Genomic DNA, 13640 nt, shown 5'->3' with positions numbered 1-13640 from the left:
GTCGTTGACACCGAGCACGATGAATGGTTCGCTGACTTGCCTGTCGTCCTACGAACCGAAGAGGCTCAGCTAGAGGTGTGTGCTAAGAAGCTCGACGATTTGTCGGTCACCTGGAGCACGATCGACCTCGCTGTTACTCCTACAGCCTGGGTGGAGTGGACGCTGAAGTGGCGACGCGACGCCCATCCCGCGCTGCGTCGGGCCGCCGGTCAGGTCATCCGCCAGGTCTCGGTAATGGAGCACTCGTTCACCACTCAGCGCGTCCACCCCCCTGCCGAACCGGGTGAGGGCCGATCTTCCGGGTGGTTACTTGGCGGCCTGGTGCTCGAACTCGATCAGGGGTGCCTCCAGATCTACAACGCCTTGGACGAAAACGGCCTGTCGTCGGAGCCTCCCCGCCGGTCTCCAGACTTCCGTATGACCGTCGTGTGAGTAGCGCCGATCATGGGAGGCTGGTCGCGTGGCGGACCCTCGGATCGAGACGCTGATTACGCAGTACGGGCTGTGGCGGTTCCAATGGCGTGAGGACGGCCGGTGGCGGCAGGTGGACGCAAACCAGCTGGACGCGGAAGCGGCCGGTGAGCACACCCCGTCTGAAGATGAGTGGGTGGTCTGGACGGGGGCTGCGCATGGGGTCACTGGCCGCGCCGAGGCTCCGGAGGGTCGCGACGAGCCGACCTGGTGGATGCACTACGGCGAGATGCCGGCGGTTGGCACCGTTCGCGTCTGGAAGTCTGACGGGACCCTGTTGCCCGTGCGAACCATCGGTCGGGTGTGGGTGTGCGAGTGGTATGGCGTGGGTCAACCCGTGACCATCGAGGTGGGAGACAAGCAGTTTCACGTGAGGATCCCGTACCGCCGCCACTACCTGAGCTAGCGCGTGGGCGTGGCTGCACCCCTGCCTTGTCCTGCCCTCCCGAATGCCGTCGACCCACCCTCCGGGGAGCGGGCCGGCTCCGGGGCCGCCATTGTGCGCGGACCGGGCGGCATCACGACGAACGCTGGCGGCCCCGGTGACGGTCTGCGTATCGCCTCCGCATGTTGATCGCCCCATTTACCCTGAGATCGACCGGGTAGCGGCTCGACAGGCAGGGCACCCGGCAGCATTCACGGATCGGCGCTACCCGGGAGGTTGTCAGTGGAGGTCACCGCGCTGGGCTGGGCCCTGACGATCGGTGTGATCCTGGGGTTGCTCGCGCTCGACCTGGTCCTGGGCACGGTTCGCCCGCACGCGGTGGGCTTCCGCGAGGCGGCCGCCTGGTCCGTGTTCTACATCGCCGTGGCGATCGTCTTCGGCCTGGTCTTCGCCACGCAGGTGGGCTGGGAGTACGGCACCCAGTACTTCGCCGGCTACATCGTGGAGAAGAGCCTGTCGGTCGACAACCTCTTCGTCTTCGTGATCATCATGTCGACGTTCGCGGTGCCCCGGGAGCACCAGCAGCGCGTACTCACGTTCGGCATCATCGCCGCCCTGATCCTGCGGGCGATCTTCATCGCCCTGGGCGCGACCCTGCTGTCGCTGTTCTCATTCATGTTCCTGCTCTTCGGCTTGTTGCTGATCTGGACCGCGGTGCAGCTGTACCGCCACCGCGGCGAGGATCCCGACGTCGAGAACAACGTCCTGGTACGCACCGCCCGCCGGCTGCTGCCGGTCACCGACGAGTACGTCGACGGCAAGCTGCTGCCGAAGGTCGACGGCCGGCGGGTGGTCACTCCGCTGTTCATCGTGCTCATCGCCATCGGCGGCACCGACATCCTGTTCGCGCTGGACTCGATCCCGGCGGTGTTCGGCGTGACCGAGGAGCCCTACATCGTCTTCGCGGCCAACGCGTTCGCCCTGCTTGGCCTGCGAGCCCTGTACTTCCTGGTCACCGGCCTGCTCGATCGCCTGGTCTACCTGTCCAGCGGGCTGGCGCTGATCCTGGCGTTCATCGGCGTGAAGCTCATCCTGCACTGGGGGCACGGCCTCGACCATCGGGTACCGAAGATCCCCACCTCGGTGTCGCTGGTGGTCATTCTCGGGGTGCTCGCCGTCACCACCGTGGCGAGCCTGGTCAGGTCCCGGCGCGACCCCGCCGCCCGCGCCCACGCGGGGGCCGTCCTCGGCACTCCGCACCGGGACGCCTCGGAGGACCACTCCCGACCTGACGCCGGGCGGCCGCGTGGAGCCTAGGTCGCCTTCGCGAGGATGTCCTCCACCCGCAGCGCCGCGAGCGCGTCGGCCCGGCTGAGCGCCCCGCGCCGGCGGATGGCGATCACCGCGGCAACAGCGACCGCCGCGGCGGCGACCAGGAACGCCCACGGCACGCCACCCGGCCGGTCGACGATCACGCCGGTGAGTGAGCTTCCGACCGAGCTTCCGGCGACCGAGACGGTCACCACCCAGGTGTACGCCTCGTTCATCATGCCGCCCGGGACGATCCTGGCGACGAGCGCGTTCTCCAGGGTGAGCGCGGGTGCGATGAACGCGCCGCCGACGACGAGCGCCGCGCCGAGCACGTACGGGTTCGGCATCACCGAGAAGGCGGCGAGGCCCGCGGCCACCGCGGCGAGCAGCCAGCCGAACTGGCGACTGAGCGACGTCGCGAACTGACGGGTACCGAACCAGACGCCCCCGAGCGCGCTGCCGGTCCCCCAGAGCGCGAGCAGGACGCCGCCGACGCTGTCGGCGTTGGCGGACCCGTGGGACGTGGCGTAGGCGGGGATCATGACGCCGGCGCCGCCGAACGCGATCCCGAGGCCGAGCGTGCACACCAGTAGCGCGCTGAATCCGGGTATCCGCAGCGGGCCGAGCCCGGTCGTACGGTCGTGGTCGGCGCCCCGCCGCCAGCCACGCATGGCCTGGCCGCGGGCGACGACGAACGTACCGGCGAAGGTGACGCCGGCGGCGGCGAGGATCGCGGCGGCCGGGGTGGCCAGCGTCACGAAGAGCGCCACCAGCAGCGGTCCGACCACGAACACGATCTCGAACAGGGAGGTCTCGGCGGCCAGCGCGGCGTTGCGGAGGTGGAAACTGCCGGTGGCGGGGCCGGTGATCGTGTTCCAGGCGCCCCGGACGGCGGCGGTCAGCGGCGGGTAGGTGCCGCCGCCCACTAGGGCAGCCGCGACGATCCCGACCAATGACGCCCGGCCCGCAGCGGCGAGGAGGGCCAGCAGCGCGAGCGGGTGGGCCACCGACGTGACGATCAGTACCGGTGCCGGCCCGACCCGGTCGGCCAGCCGCCCGGCCACCGGGCTCAGCGCGGCACCGGCCAGGGCGTACGCGCTGCCGGCCAGCGCCGCCGCGGTGTAACGGCCGGTCGCGGCGTGTACGAGCAGCAGCAGCGCGAGCGGGGTCATGCCGATCCCGAGGCGGGAGATGACGCCGCCGATCAGCAGGAGGGGCGCTCCGGGCAGCCGCCAGACCTCGAGGTACCGGCGAAGCGCGGCCAACGCGACCCCCTGTGTAATGAGCGGAAACCGGCAGCGACCCTAACGGTACGCGAGCCGTACTCCAAAGGGGTTTTGACGGACGTCACCCCGTCACGCACGAGAAGGGCGCCCGCGTGGCGGGACGCCCTTCTGTAAGGGGACTCAGCGCAGGTACTGGATCGGGCCGGCGGAGGCAGCCATCGCCTCGAGCCGCGCGACCCGCTGGTCCATCGGCGGGTGGGTGGAGAAGAGCTTCGCGATGCCCGCCCCGGCACCGCGGAACGGGTTGTCGATCATCAGGTGGGCGGTGCTGGTGAGCTGCCCCTCGGGCGGCAACGGCAGGGCCTGCGTACCGCGATGGATCTTGCGGAGGGCGCTGGCCAGCGCGAGCGGGTCGTTGGTGAGCCTCGCTCCGGACTCGTCGGCCTGGTACTCCCGGCTGCGGCTGATCGCGAGCTGGATGATCGAGGCGGCAAGGGGTCCGAGGATCAGCATGAACAGGTACCCGAGGATGCCCGGCCCCTCGTCGTCGTCGGAGCGACCGATCGGGATGAACCAGGCGAGGTTGGCCAGCATCGTGATGATGCCGGCGAGCGCCGCCGCCACGCTGGCGATCAGGATGTCCCGGTTGTACACGTGGGACAGTTCGTGCCCGATGACGCCGCGCAGTTCGCGCGGGGTGAGCATCTCCAGGATGCCCTCGGTCACCGCGACCGCGGCGTTGCGCGGGTTACGCCCGGTGGCGAAGGCGTTGGGCTGGTGGGTGGGGCTGATGTACAGCCGGGGCATCGGCTGGCCGGCACTGGTGGCCAGGTCGCGGACCATGGCGTACAGCTCCGGCGCCTCCCGCTCGGAGACCGGCCGGGCACGCATGGCGCGCAGGGCGAGCTTGTCGGAGAAGAAGTACGAAACGGCGTTCATGACCAGCGACAGCACGAGCGCGATCACGAGGCCGCCGCGGCCGCCGAACCAGTACCCGACGAGAAGGATCAGGGAGGTGAGCAGGCCCAGCAGGGCCGCCGTCTTGAGACCGTTGTAATGCCGGTGCACGGTGACTCCTTCGGTAAGGAACACAACCGGTTCAACGCGGCGATCAGTCACCTCCTTCCCACCGATCGCTGTGAATCACCTGGCAACGCGGGCGTTACCTGCCGGCGGCGAGTTCGGCGGCGTCGAGTACCAGTTGCGGCGCCACGCCGATCACGAGGCCCGCGAGCGTGACGGCGGCGAGACCGACGGCCAGCGGCCACGGTCGCGGCGGCGCCACCGTGGCCGGGCCGTCCGAAGGCCCGGGCGAGAAGAGCACGGCGACCACGCGCAGGTAGTACGCCAGGCCCACGACGGCGTTGAGCGCGACGACCACGGCGAGCCAGGCGGCGCCGCCCGCGAGCAGCGCGCGCACGATGGTCACCTTCGCGAACAGGCCGGCCAGGCCGGGCGGCAGGCCGGCGAGGCCGGCGAGCGCGAGGGTGAACGCTCCGGCCACCCACGGCGCCCGGCGGCCGGCACCCCGGTACTCGCTGATCTCGCCGCCGTCGGTGTCACCCCGGAGCGCGATGACCGCGCCGAACGCGGCCAGTTCAAGGAAGACGAAGAAGACGGCGTACGCGACGGCCGCGGCCACCGCGAGCCGCAGTACGGCCTCGGAGCGCCCGGCGGCGACGGCGAACGCGCCCAGCGGCGCCAGGATGTAGCCGGCCTGCGCAACGGACGACCAGGCCAGCAGGCGCACCATCCGGCGCTGGCGCAGCGCGACGAGGTTGCCGACGGTCATGGTCAACGCGGCCAGGACGGCGAGGACCGGGCCCGCGACGTCGAGCCACGGTCGCAGCGCCTGGACGGTGACCAGCAGGACCGCCACCACGCCGCCGAACTTGGAGGCGGTCGACAGGTAGGCGGCGACCGGCAGCGGCGCGCCGTCGTACGTGGGCGGCGCCCAGGCGTGCAGTGGTACGGCGGCGACCTTGAACCCGAGTCCGATCAGGACGAGTACGACGCCGACGGTCACCAGCGGCGGCGAGACCAGCGCGCCCCGGTCGGCCAGGACAGACGCGAGCCGACCGAAGTGGACCGCGCCGGTCGACGCGTACAGCAGGGCCGCGCCGAGCAGGGTGACCGCCGTCGAGACGACGCTGACCACGAAGAAGGTGACCGCCGCCTCCGCCGAGGCGACGACCCGCCGGCGCAGCCCGACCAGCGCGTACAGCGGCAGCGTCAGCGTCTCGAGCGCGATCACGACGGTGAGCAGGTCACGCGCGGCGCCCAGCGCGACGCCTCCGGTCAGCGAGCAGGCGAGCAGGAAGCAGTACTCCCCCGGCGGCGTGCCGCCGCGCAGGGCCGGTACCGAGAACGCCAGCGCCCCGAGGGTGAGCAGGGCGAACACGACCGCGACGACGGCGGACGTGTGGTCGGCGGCGTACGAGCAGCCGGCCGGCGAGCAGAAGGTCTGACGAGTTCCCTGGCCGCCCACGACCCAGGCGGCCACCGCGGTCGCCGCCGACCCGAGCGCGGTGACGACCAGTACCGGGCCGCGCCGGCCCGGTACCAGCAGGTCGGTCACGAGCGCCGTGACGGCGGTGAGCGCGGCCGCGTACGCCGGCAGCAGCGCGACCTGGTCGATCGTCATCGAACAACCTCCGCGAGGGCTCGGACGGCGTCGGCCGACAGGTTCAGCACGGCCGCCGGTACCAGCCCCAGCACGAGGGCGAGAACGACCAGCGGCCCCCACGACAGCAGTTCGGCCCCGGCCAGCCTGGGCTGGGCCAGGGGTTTCAGCGCCGGACCGTGCGTGACCTGGCGCAGCAGCCGCAGGAAGTACGCCGCGGCGAGCGCCGCCCCGAGCGCCGCCACCACCGCGAGCCCTGTCCAGCCGCGCCGCAGGGCAGCCACGACCGCGAACGCCTCACCCCAGAAGCCGGCCAGGCCGGGCAGGCCCAGCGACGCGATCGCCGCGTACCCGAGCAGCCCGGCCAGGGCCGGCGCGGTCTCTCGCAGGCCGCCCAACTCCGGCAGCAGGCCGGTGTGCGCCCGGTCCTTGATCGCCCCGGCGAGGAAGAACAGCAGGCCGGTGATGACGCCGTGCGCGATGTTGCCGATCAGCGCGGCCTGCGCGCCGGTCGCCGTCAGGGTCGCGATCCCGAGCAGCACGAAACCCATGTGACCCACCGACGAGTACGCGATGAGCCGCTTCAACTCGGTCTGCGCCAGGCAGACCAGACCCCCGATCACGATCGCGGCGACGGCGAGCGCGCCGAGCACCGGCGCGGCCCAGCGGGCACCCTCGGGCGCCACCCCGACGCCGACCCGCAGCAGCCCGTACGTGCCCATCTTCAGCAGCACCCCGGCCAGGATCACGGACCCGACGGTAGGGGCCTCGGTGTGCGCGTCGGGCAGCCAGGTGTGCAGCGGCCAGAGCGGGCTCTTCACCGCGAACGCCAGCGCGAGCAGCGTGAACGCGAACAGTTGGGCGCCCCGGGGAAGGCCGGCGCCGCCGGTCAGCGCGATCAGGTCGGCGGTGCCCGCCTTCGACACCACCACGAACACGCCGACCAGCAGCAGGACCGAGCCGAACAGCGTGTACAGCACGAACTTGCGAGCCGCTCGCCGCCGCTCCTCGCCGCCCCAGACCGCGATCACCGCGTACATGGGCAGCAGCACGATCTCGAAGAACACGAAGAAGAGCACGAGATCGAGCGCCTCGAAGACCCCGAGGATGCCGACCTCGATCACGAGCAGCAGCGCGACGAGCAGCCGTCCGCGCCCCGGCTCAGGCACCTTCCACAGCGTGTACCCGCAGCACAGCAGCGTGAGCAGCGCGGTCAGCGCGACCAACGGGTAGGAGACGCCATCCACGCCCAGGTGGAAGCGCAGGGCGAGGCCGGGTACCCAGGGCTGATTCAGCTCGTGCCAGGGCCGGATCGGACCGGTGCCTCCTGGCGTGCCGTGACTCAGCAGGAGCAGGCTCGCCACGAACGTGAGCGCCGCGGCGACGGTGCCGGCGATCCGCCCGGCGCGGTCGAGCCGGGCGGGTACGGCAGCGGCGGCGAACGCCCCGACGGCGGGCAGCGCGAGCGTCGCCACGAGCAACGCCTGGCCGGAGTTCATCGGACCACCTCGGTTCGCGGGCTTTGCTCTGCTCCCGGATAGGCATCGCGCGTAGCGCCGCTACCCGTGTTGCCGGCCCGGGAGCAGAGCAAAGCGGGTGGCGCGGCACGGTGTGGGTCGGGCGGCGCGGTGGTGTGACTCGCGGTGATGCGATTCATCGGGCGCCCCCGAAGGCGATCGCGGCCACGGCCACCACACCGAACAGGACCGCGCCGGCGAGCACCGCGGTGGCCGCCCGCGGCAGCGCCGCGTGGTGGGCGCGGCCGAGCAGCGCGCCGAGGCCGCCGGCGCCCCGGCCGGTCGCCTCCACGGCGCCGTCCACGACCGTCTCGTCGGTTCGGCGGACCGCCCGCGCGAGGGTGACGACAGGGCGGACGACCAGGGCGTCCTGCACGGCGTCGAGGTAGAACGCCTCGGCCAGCACCCGCCGCGCCGGGCCGAGCGCGCGGGCCGGGTCGGTTCCCGGGTCGCGCCGCCAGAGCCACCACGCGGTCACGACGCCGGCGGCGACGAAGAGCAGCGGTACGAACAGCGCGGCGGTCAGGTGTACCGGCCCGGAGAAGCCGAGGCGGTGCATGAACCCAGGCGCGAGGCCCGCGAAGCCGAGCAGCGCGCTGGGCACCGCGAGGAGCACCACGGGTACGGTCATCGCCCGCGGCGGTTCGTGCGGGTGCTCGGCCGCCGGGCCCCGGGGCGGGCCGAAGAAGGTACGCAGCCACAGGCGGGTGGCGTACCAGCCGGTGACCGCGACCGTGAGCACCGCCGACAGCCAGACCAGCCACGCCGCCCAGTCCGGGGCGGGTCCGTCGGCGCGCCCGGCCCAGGCGACCGAGATGATCTCGTCCTTGCTCCAGAACCCGGCGAGCGGCGGCACCCCGACCAGGGCGGCCAGCCCGACCGTCATGGTCCAGAACGTCACGGGCATGCCCCGGCGCAGGCCGCCCATGGCCGCCATCGTGTTGGTACCGACCGAGTGGATCACCGCGCCGGCCGCGAGGAACAGCAGCGCCTTGAAGGCGGCGTGAGTGAGCAGGTGGAACAGGGCCGCGGGCGGGGAGCCGACCGCGAGCGCGCCGCTCATGTACCCGATCTGGCTGACCGTCGACCAGGCCAGTACCCGTTTGATGTCGGCCTGGGCGCAGGCGGCCAGGGCACCGAGCAGCATCGTGATCGCCGCCATCACGGCCAGCGTCGCGAGGGCGACCGGTGCGGCGCGGAACAGTCCGAACAGCCGGGCCACCACGTACACGCCGGCGGCGACCATGGTGGCCGCGTGGATCAACGCGGAGATCGGCGTCGGACCCGCCATCGCGTCGGGCAACCAGGTGTGCAGCGGGAACTGCGCGCTCTTGCCGGCCACGCCGGCAAGCAGCAGCAGCGTGATCGCGGTCAGCTCGCCGGCGGACAGCCTGGGCACGCCCGCGAGCACCTCGGTGATCCGGAAGGTGCCCAGCTTCACGCCGAGCAGGGCGATGCCGAGCAGGAAGCCGACGTCACCCACCCGGGTCACCAGGAACGCCTTCACCGCCGCGGCGGGCGCCTCCGGCAGCCGCCGGTCGTGGCCGATGAGCAGGTACGAGCAGATGCCCATGACCTCCCAGCCGACCAGCAGCTGGATCAGGTCACCGGCGACGACGACCAGCAGCATGGCCGCGGTGAACAGGCTGACCTGCGCGGCGTACGGGGCGTACCGGTCGTCGTCGGCCAGGTAGGCCACGGAGTACACCTGCACCGCCAGAGCCACGGCGCCGACCGCGACCGCGACGAAGACCGCAGCCGGGTCGAGCCGGACGCCGAACGTCACCGGGAGATCCCCGAGGTCGGCCCAGCGCCGGGACGCCTCGACCGGGCCGTTGACGGTGGCCGCCAGGACGACCGCGATCAGGAGCGCGCCCGCCGCGCCGGCGATCCCGAGGGCGGCGGCGACCGCGCGCGGCGCACGCGGCAGCACCAGGCCGATCAGGGCGACCAGAAACGGTACGGCCGGAAGCAGGAATCCTCCGGCCGTCTGCGCCCCGGTGCTCATCGCAGGGCCCCTTCCACGTCCTCGGAGTTGCCGGCCCCCTCGTCGAGGGGGACCTCGTCGACGGCGACGCTCCGGCGTAGCCGATACAGCTGGAGCACGACCGCGAGCCCGACGCCGACCTCGGCAGCGGCCAGCACGATCACGAACAGCGCGAAGACCTGCCCGCTGTGCGGCAACGCCGCGCGGACGGTCGTATCGGCGGTGACGAACACCAGGTTCACCGCGTTGAGCATCAGCTCGACGGCCATCAGTAGCAGGACGGCGTTGCGGCGGACGAGCACGCCGTAGCAGCCGATACCGAACAGCCCGGCGGCGACGACGTACGGGATGACCGGATGCATTCAGCCCTCCCGTCGGCCGGTCTCGGTGTCAGCGGCTCCGATGTCGGGGCGGGACAGCACGATCGCGCCGATCAGAGCCGCCAGCAGCAGTACGGAGAGCACCTCGAACGGGAGTACCCAGGTCCGGAACACCTCGGTGCCGATCTCCGTGGCGCCGGTACCCGGCGGCAGCGGGACGCGGCTCCACCGGTACGCGTCGATCAGCAGCGCGGCCAGGCCGACGCCGGCCCCGCCACCGACGAGGAGACCGGCCCAGCGGGGCCGGTCCAGGTCAGGGCTCGCCCCGATCGGCGCCCGGGTCAGCATCACCGCAAACAGCAGCAGTACCACGACCGCGCCGACGTAGAGCAGCACCTGCACCCACGCGACCAGTTCGGCGCTGAGGACGAGGTACAGCCCGGCCGTCGCGCCCAGCGCCACGACGAGCCACAGGCCGGCGCGGACGATGTGGCGGGTGGAGACGACGAGGACACCGGCACCGAGCGCGATCGCGCCCAGTCCGGCCAGCAGTACATCCACGGGCTCGATACCCATGGCGACATCCTGCCATCTATCCGGCGCCGCTCGTTCCCGCGAGATCGCCGTCTCACTCGTTGACCTAGGAGAATGGCACCCGGCCCGAGGGTTTTGTCCCGCCATTACTCCTAGATCGACGGGGCGGGCGGGGTCGGCGGGGCCGCCTTCTTCGCGGCGCTCGTCTCCTCCTTGGCCGGCTCGCCGTTCGGGTCGTGCGCGGGCGGGGCCGGCACGGTGGGCATCCACTCGCCCAGCCGCTCCTTCTCGTGCAGCAGGTCGCGGATGTCGTACTCGGAGTACTCGAACTCCGGCGACCAGTACAGCGCATCGAATGGGCAGGCTTCGATGCAGATGCCGCAGTACATGCAGAGTGAGAAGTCGATCGCGAACCGGTCCAGCATGTTGCGCTGGCGAGGCCGGGCCGCACCCGGTACGACGACCTCCTCCTTGTGGGAGTCGATGTAGATGCACCAGTCGGGGCACTCCCGGGCGCAGAGCATGCAGACCGTGCAGTTCTCCTCGAGCAGCGCGATCACGCCCCGCGAGCGCGGCGGCAGGTCAGGCTCCACATCCGGGTACTGATGGGTGTGCGCCCGCTTGGTCATCGTCTTCAGCGTGACCGCGAGCCCCTTGGCCAGCCCACCCCCTGGTACACCGTTCATGTACCCCATCCTGCCCGACCGTGCCGGTCGCGGACCACTCCCGGCCGTTACCGGCCGGGAGTAGCGTCATTGTTTGATGACTCCGCGGACCGACTGGAACGATCCGCCGTCGGACGGCTGGACCGTCGATGATCTCGACCGGCTGCCACGCGATGGGCACCGCCGGGAGTTGATCGACGGCGCGTTGCTGGTCGGACCGCACCCCGGGCAGCTACACGAGGCAGTCGTCGCCCTGCTCCGCGCGAAGATCGGGTCACGCTGCCCGCCGGGGCACGCGGTGGTGCACGACATCGAAGTCTGTTTCAGCGCCTCGCGCTGCTTCTCCCCGGACGTGGCGGTGATCCTGACCGGCGCCGACCCGCGCCGTGCGGCCCGGCTGGCTCCGCGCGACGTCCTGATCGCCATGGAGGTGGTCGCGCCGACGTCGCTGCTGATGGACCGGATCACCAAACCGGCGCTGTACGCCGCGGCGGGCATCCCGTACTACTGGCGGGTGGAGACCGACGGCGGCGTCGAGGTCTCCACCTACCGGCTCGACCTGGTCGACGAGGTCTACCGGCAGACCGGCGAGTTCCGCGACGCCGTCGACGTACCCGTACCGTGGCGGATCGAGATCCCGATCACGGAGATCACTCCACCGGGCCTGTGAGCGCCGACGGGTGACCGCCGGCGCCTACCAGGCGAGCTTGACCGCCGCGGTGACGAGCAGCTGGGCCAGGGCCAGCGGTACCAGTACCAGCCAGCACAGCCGCTGAAGCTGGTCCTCGCGCAGCCGGGGGTACGACACCCGCAGCCATATGATCACGAACGAGACCGCGAACACCTTCATCAGCGTCCACAGCCAGCCGAGCTGGTCGTCGGCGAACGGCCCCCGCCAACCGCCGAGGAACAGCACGGTGGTGAGGGCGGCGATGACCACGATCCCGACGTACTCGGCGAGCAGGAAGAACGCGAAACGCAGCCCGGTGTACTCGGTCATGTAGCCGAAGACCAGCTCCGACTCGGCGATCGGCATGTCGAACGGCGGCCGGCGGATCTCGGCCAGCCCGGAGACGAAGAAGATCAGCATCGCCGGGAACTGCCACAGCAGCCACCAGGGCTGCCAGGCGTGCACGATGCCGGACAGGCTCAGCGTGCCGGCCGCCATCGCCACCGACGCGGCGGCGAGGACGAACGGCAGCTCGTACCCGAGCAGCTGGGCCGCCGCCCGCAAGCCGCCCAGCAGGGCGTACTTGTTCGCCGACGACCAGGCGGCCATGAGTACCGAGACGACGCCGATGCCGACGACCGACAGGACGAAGAACAGTCCGATGTCGAGCGGCTGTGCCACCAGCCCGTGCGGGCCGAGCGGGATGACCAGGAGCACCAGCAGGTACGGCAGCAGCGCCACGATCGGGGCCAGCCGGAACACCGTCCGGTCCGCCTCCCGGGGCGTGACGTCCTCCTTCTGTACGAACTTGATCCCGTCGGCGACGAGCTGGGCCCAGCCGTGGAACGCGCCGGCGTACATCGGGCCGAGCCGACCCTGCATGTGCGCCATCACCTTGTGCTCGGTCTGACCGACGATCAGCGGCAGCGTGAGGAACGCGGCGACCACCGCCAGTACCCGGATCAGCAGTTCCAGCCAGCTCGGCATGTCAGGCCTCCCCGCCCCGGTCGGTGGTCCCGCCCTGCTCGGCGGCGGGCGGGCTGCCCGTCCCGCCCTGCTCGGCGGCGGGCGGCGCCGCCGGGCGGGCGCGAGGCGCCGGGCGCGCTCCTGGCGCCCGGCGAGGTCGCTCCGGCGCCGCGGCCGGCTCCTGGCCCGCCCGCGGGCCCCACTCGTTGGGATCGGGTACGCCCGGAGGCCGCATCGGCTGGCGCTTCGCGGCCGTCGTGTCGTGGCTCTCCCCCGGCTCCTTCGCGCCCGGCCACGGCTTGGCGACGCGGGAGGCCAAGACGAACTCCTTGCGCAGCGGGTGGCCCTCGAACTCCGGCGGCAGCAGCAGCGGCGTCAACCCCGGGTGGCCCGGGAAGTCGATGCCGAACATCTCGTGGGTCTCCCGCTCGTGCCAGGCCGCGCCCGGGTACAGATCAACGACCGAGTCGATCGCCGGGGCGTCCCGGCCGATCAGGGCGCGGATCAGGAGGCCGTGGCGCAGGCTGGTCGACCACAGGTGGCACACCAGCCGGAAACCGCTCTCCACCTCGTCGACCGCGGACAGCCAATCGAAGAAGTCGCATCGCAGTTCGGCGTCGTCCCGGGCCGCCCGCAGGGCGTCGCGCCATCGGGCCGGCGGCACGTCGACGGTGCCGCGCGCCCATCCGTTCCCGCCCGACAGGGTGACCGTGGTCGCGGCCTCGTCGTCCTCACCCAGCAGTCGGGCCAGCCGGGCGCCCACTTCTTCCGGCGTCATGGGCCGATCCTATGGTCCCGGCGGCGCCCGCCAACCCTGCGGTCCGCAGCGGCGCCACCGAGGTCCCCTGGTCCGACGGCAACCCGTCGCGACCCGGCCGGTCTTCCGCCACCCGCGTCCCCGTCGGCTGATACTCCCGGGACACATCCACATTCGTGATCGGGCAACCGCAACCGATCCCCCGGAC

Annotated in this window: 14 protein-coding genes; 4 read left to right on the top strand and 10 right to left on the bottom strand. The window is 71.8% G+C overall.

Annotated elements, in window-relative coordinates; all coding sequences use genetic code 11:
• The 3 genes from Pme01_RS28435 to Pme01_RS28425 form a co-directional block, all read left to right on the top strand.
• A partial coding sequence (locus tag Pme01_RS28435) for a hypothetical protein (protein WP_203935935.1) occupies window positions 1-432 on the top strand: 432 nt, incomplete at its 5' end.
• A 28-nt stretch (window positions 433-460) separates the two neighbouring features.
• A complete protein-coding gene (locus tag Pme01_RS28430; RefSeq protein ID WP_168117917.1) occupies window positions 461-877 on the top strand; it encodes a hypothetical protein in 417 nt (138 codons plus the stop codon).
• A gap of 255 nt (window positions 878-1132) precedes the next feature.
• Window positions 1133-2173, top strand: a complete 1041-nt coding sequence (locus Pme01_RS28425) for a TerC/Alx family metal homeostasis membrane protein (protein WP_205864443.1) — start codon at window positions 1133-1135, stop codon at window positions 2171-2173.
• Here the strand turns inward: Pme01_RS28425 and Pme01_RS28420 are convergent.
• The 8 genes from Pme01_RS28420 to Pme01_RS28385 all read right to left on the bottom strand — a co-directional run bounded on the left by Pme01_RS28420 (window position 2170) and on the right by Pme01_RS28385 (window position 11069).
• A complete protein-coding gene (locus tag Pme01_RS28420; RefSeq protein ID WP_168117919.1) occupies window positions 2170-3432 on the bottom strand; it encodes an MFS transporter in 1263 nt (420 codons plus the stop codon). The two genes, Pme01_RS28425 and Pme01_RS28420, sit on opposite strands and share 4 nt — an antisense overlap.
• Before the next feature lie 141 nt (window positions 3433-3573).
• On the bottom strand, window positions 3574-4461 hold the full coding sequence (gene htpX / locus Pme01_RS28415; protein ID WP_168117920.1) for a zinc metalloprotease HtpX: 888 nt from the start codon (window positions 4459-4461) through the stop codon (window positions 3574-3576).
• A gap of 94 nt (window positions 4462-4555) precedes the next feature.
• Window positions 4556-6037 (bottom strand): NADH-quinone oxidoreductase subunit N, encoded by a 1482-nt coding sequence (locus Pme01_RS28410; RefSeq protein ID WP_168117921.1) that lies wholly within the window; start codon window positions 6035-6037, stop codon window positions 4556-4558.
• Entirely contained in the window at window positions 6034-7515 is a 1482-nt protein-coding gene (locus tag Pme01_RS28405; RefSeq protein WP_168117922.1) for a complex I subunit 4 family protein, read from the bottom strand. Before Pme01_RS28405 ends, Pme01_RS28410 begins: the two co-directional genes overlap by 4 nt.
• Before the next feature lie 154 nt (window positions 7516-7669).
• Entirely contained in the window at window positions 7670-9541 is a 1872-nt protein-coding gene (locus tag Pme01_RS28400) for an NADH-quinone oxidoreductase subunit 5 family protein (RefSeq protein ID WP_168117923.1), read from the bottom strand.
• A complete protein-coding gene (nuoK, locus tag Pme01_RS28395; protein ID WP_168117924.1) occupies window positions 9538-9882 on the bottom strand; it encodes an NADH-quinone oxidoreductase subunit NuoK in 345 nt (114 codons plus the stop codon). The genes Pme01_RS28400 and nuoK overlap by 4 nt, the downstream gene beginning before the upstream one ends.
• A complete protein-coding gene (locus tag Pme01_RS28390; protein ID WP_373315544.1) occupies window positions 9883-10410 on the bottom strand; it encodes an NADH-quinone oxidoreductase subunit J family protein in 528 nt (175 codons plus the stop codon).
• Window positions 10411-10526: 116 nt separating this feature from the next.
• Window positions 10527-11069, bottom strand: a complete 543-nt coding sequence (locus Pme01_RS28385; protein WP_168117926.1) for a NuoI/complex I 23 kDa subunit family protein — start codon at window positions 11067-11069, stop codon at window positions 10527-10529.
• A gap of 67 nt (window positions 11070-11136) precedes the next feature.
• Between Pme01_RS28385 and Pme01_RS28380 the strand changes: the two genes are divergently transcribed.
• Window positions 11137-11709 carry a Uma2 family endonuclease gene (locus Pme01_RS28380; protein WP_168117927.1) on the top strand — a complete coding sequence of 191 codons (573 nt, stop codon included), beginning with the start codon at window positions 11137-11139 and terminating at the stop codon, window positions 11707-11709.
• A 24-nt stretch (window positions 11710-11733) separates the two neighbouring features.
• Here the strand turns inward: Pme01_RS28380 and Pme01_RS28375 are convergent, their stop codons facing one another.
• The gene (locus Pme01_RS28375) at window positions 11734-12696 is read right to left on the bottom strand and encodes a complex I subunit 1/NuoH family protein (RefSeq protein ID WP_168117928.1); all 963 of its coding nucleotides are present in this window, start codon (window positions 12694-12696) and stop codon (window positions 11734-11736) included.
• Between the two features lies 1 nt (window position 12697).
• Window positions 12698-13453, bottom strand: coding sequence for an NADH-quinone oxidoreductase subunit C (locus tag Pme01_RS28370; protein WP_168117929.1), 756 nt, complete (start codon window positions 13451-13453; stop codon window positions 12698-12700).
• Window positions 13454-13640: the final 187 nt, after the last annotated feature.

It is taken from the genome of Planosporangium mesophilum (assembly GCF_016863255.1).
Taxonomy (GTDB): Bacteria; Actinomycetota; Actinomycetes; order Mycobacteriales; family Micromonosporaceae; genus Planosporangium; species Planosporangium mesophilum.
The sequence above is the reverse complement of the archived record's forward strand: the minus strand, read 5'-3'. Positions and strand labels throughout refer to the sequence as shown.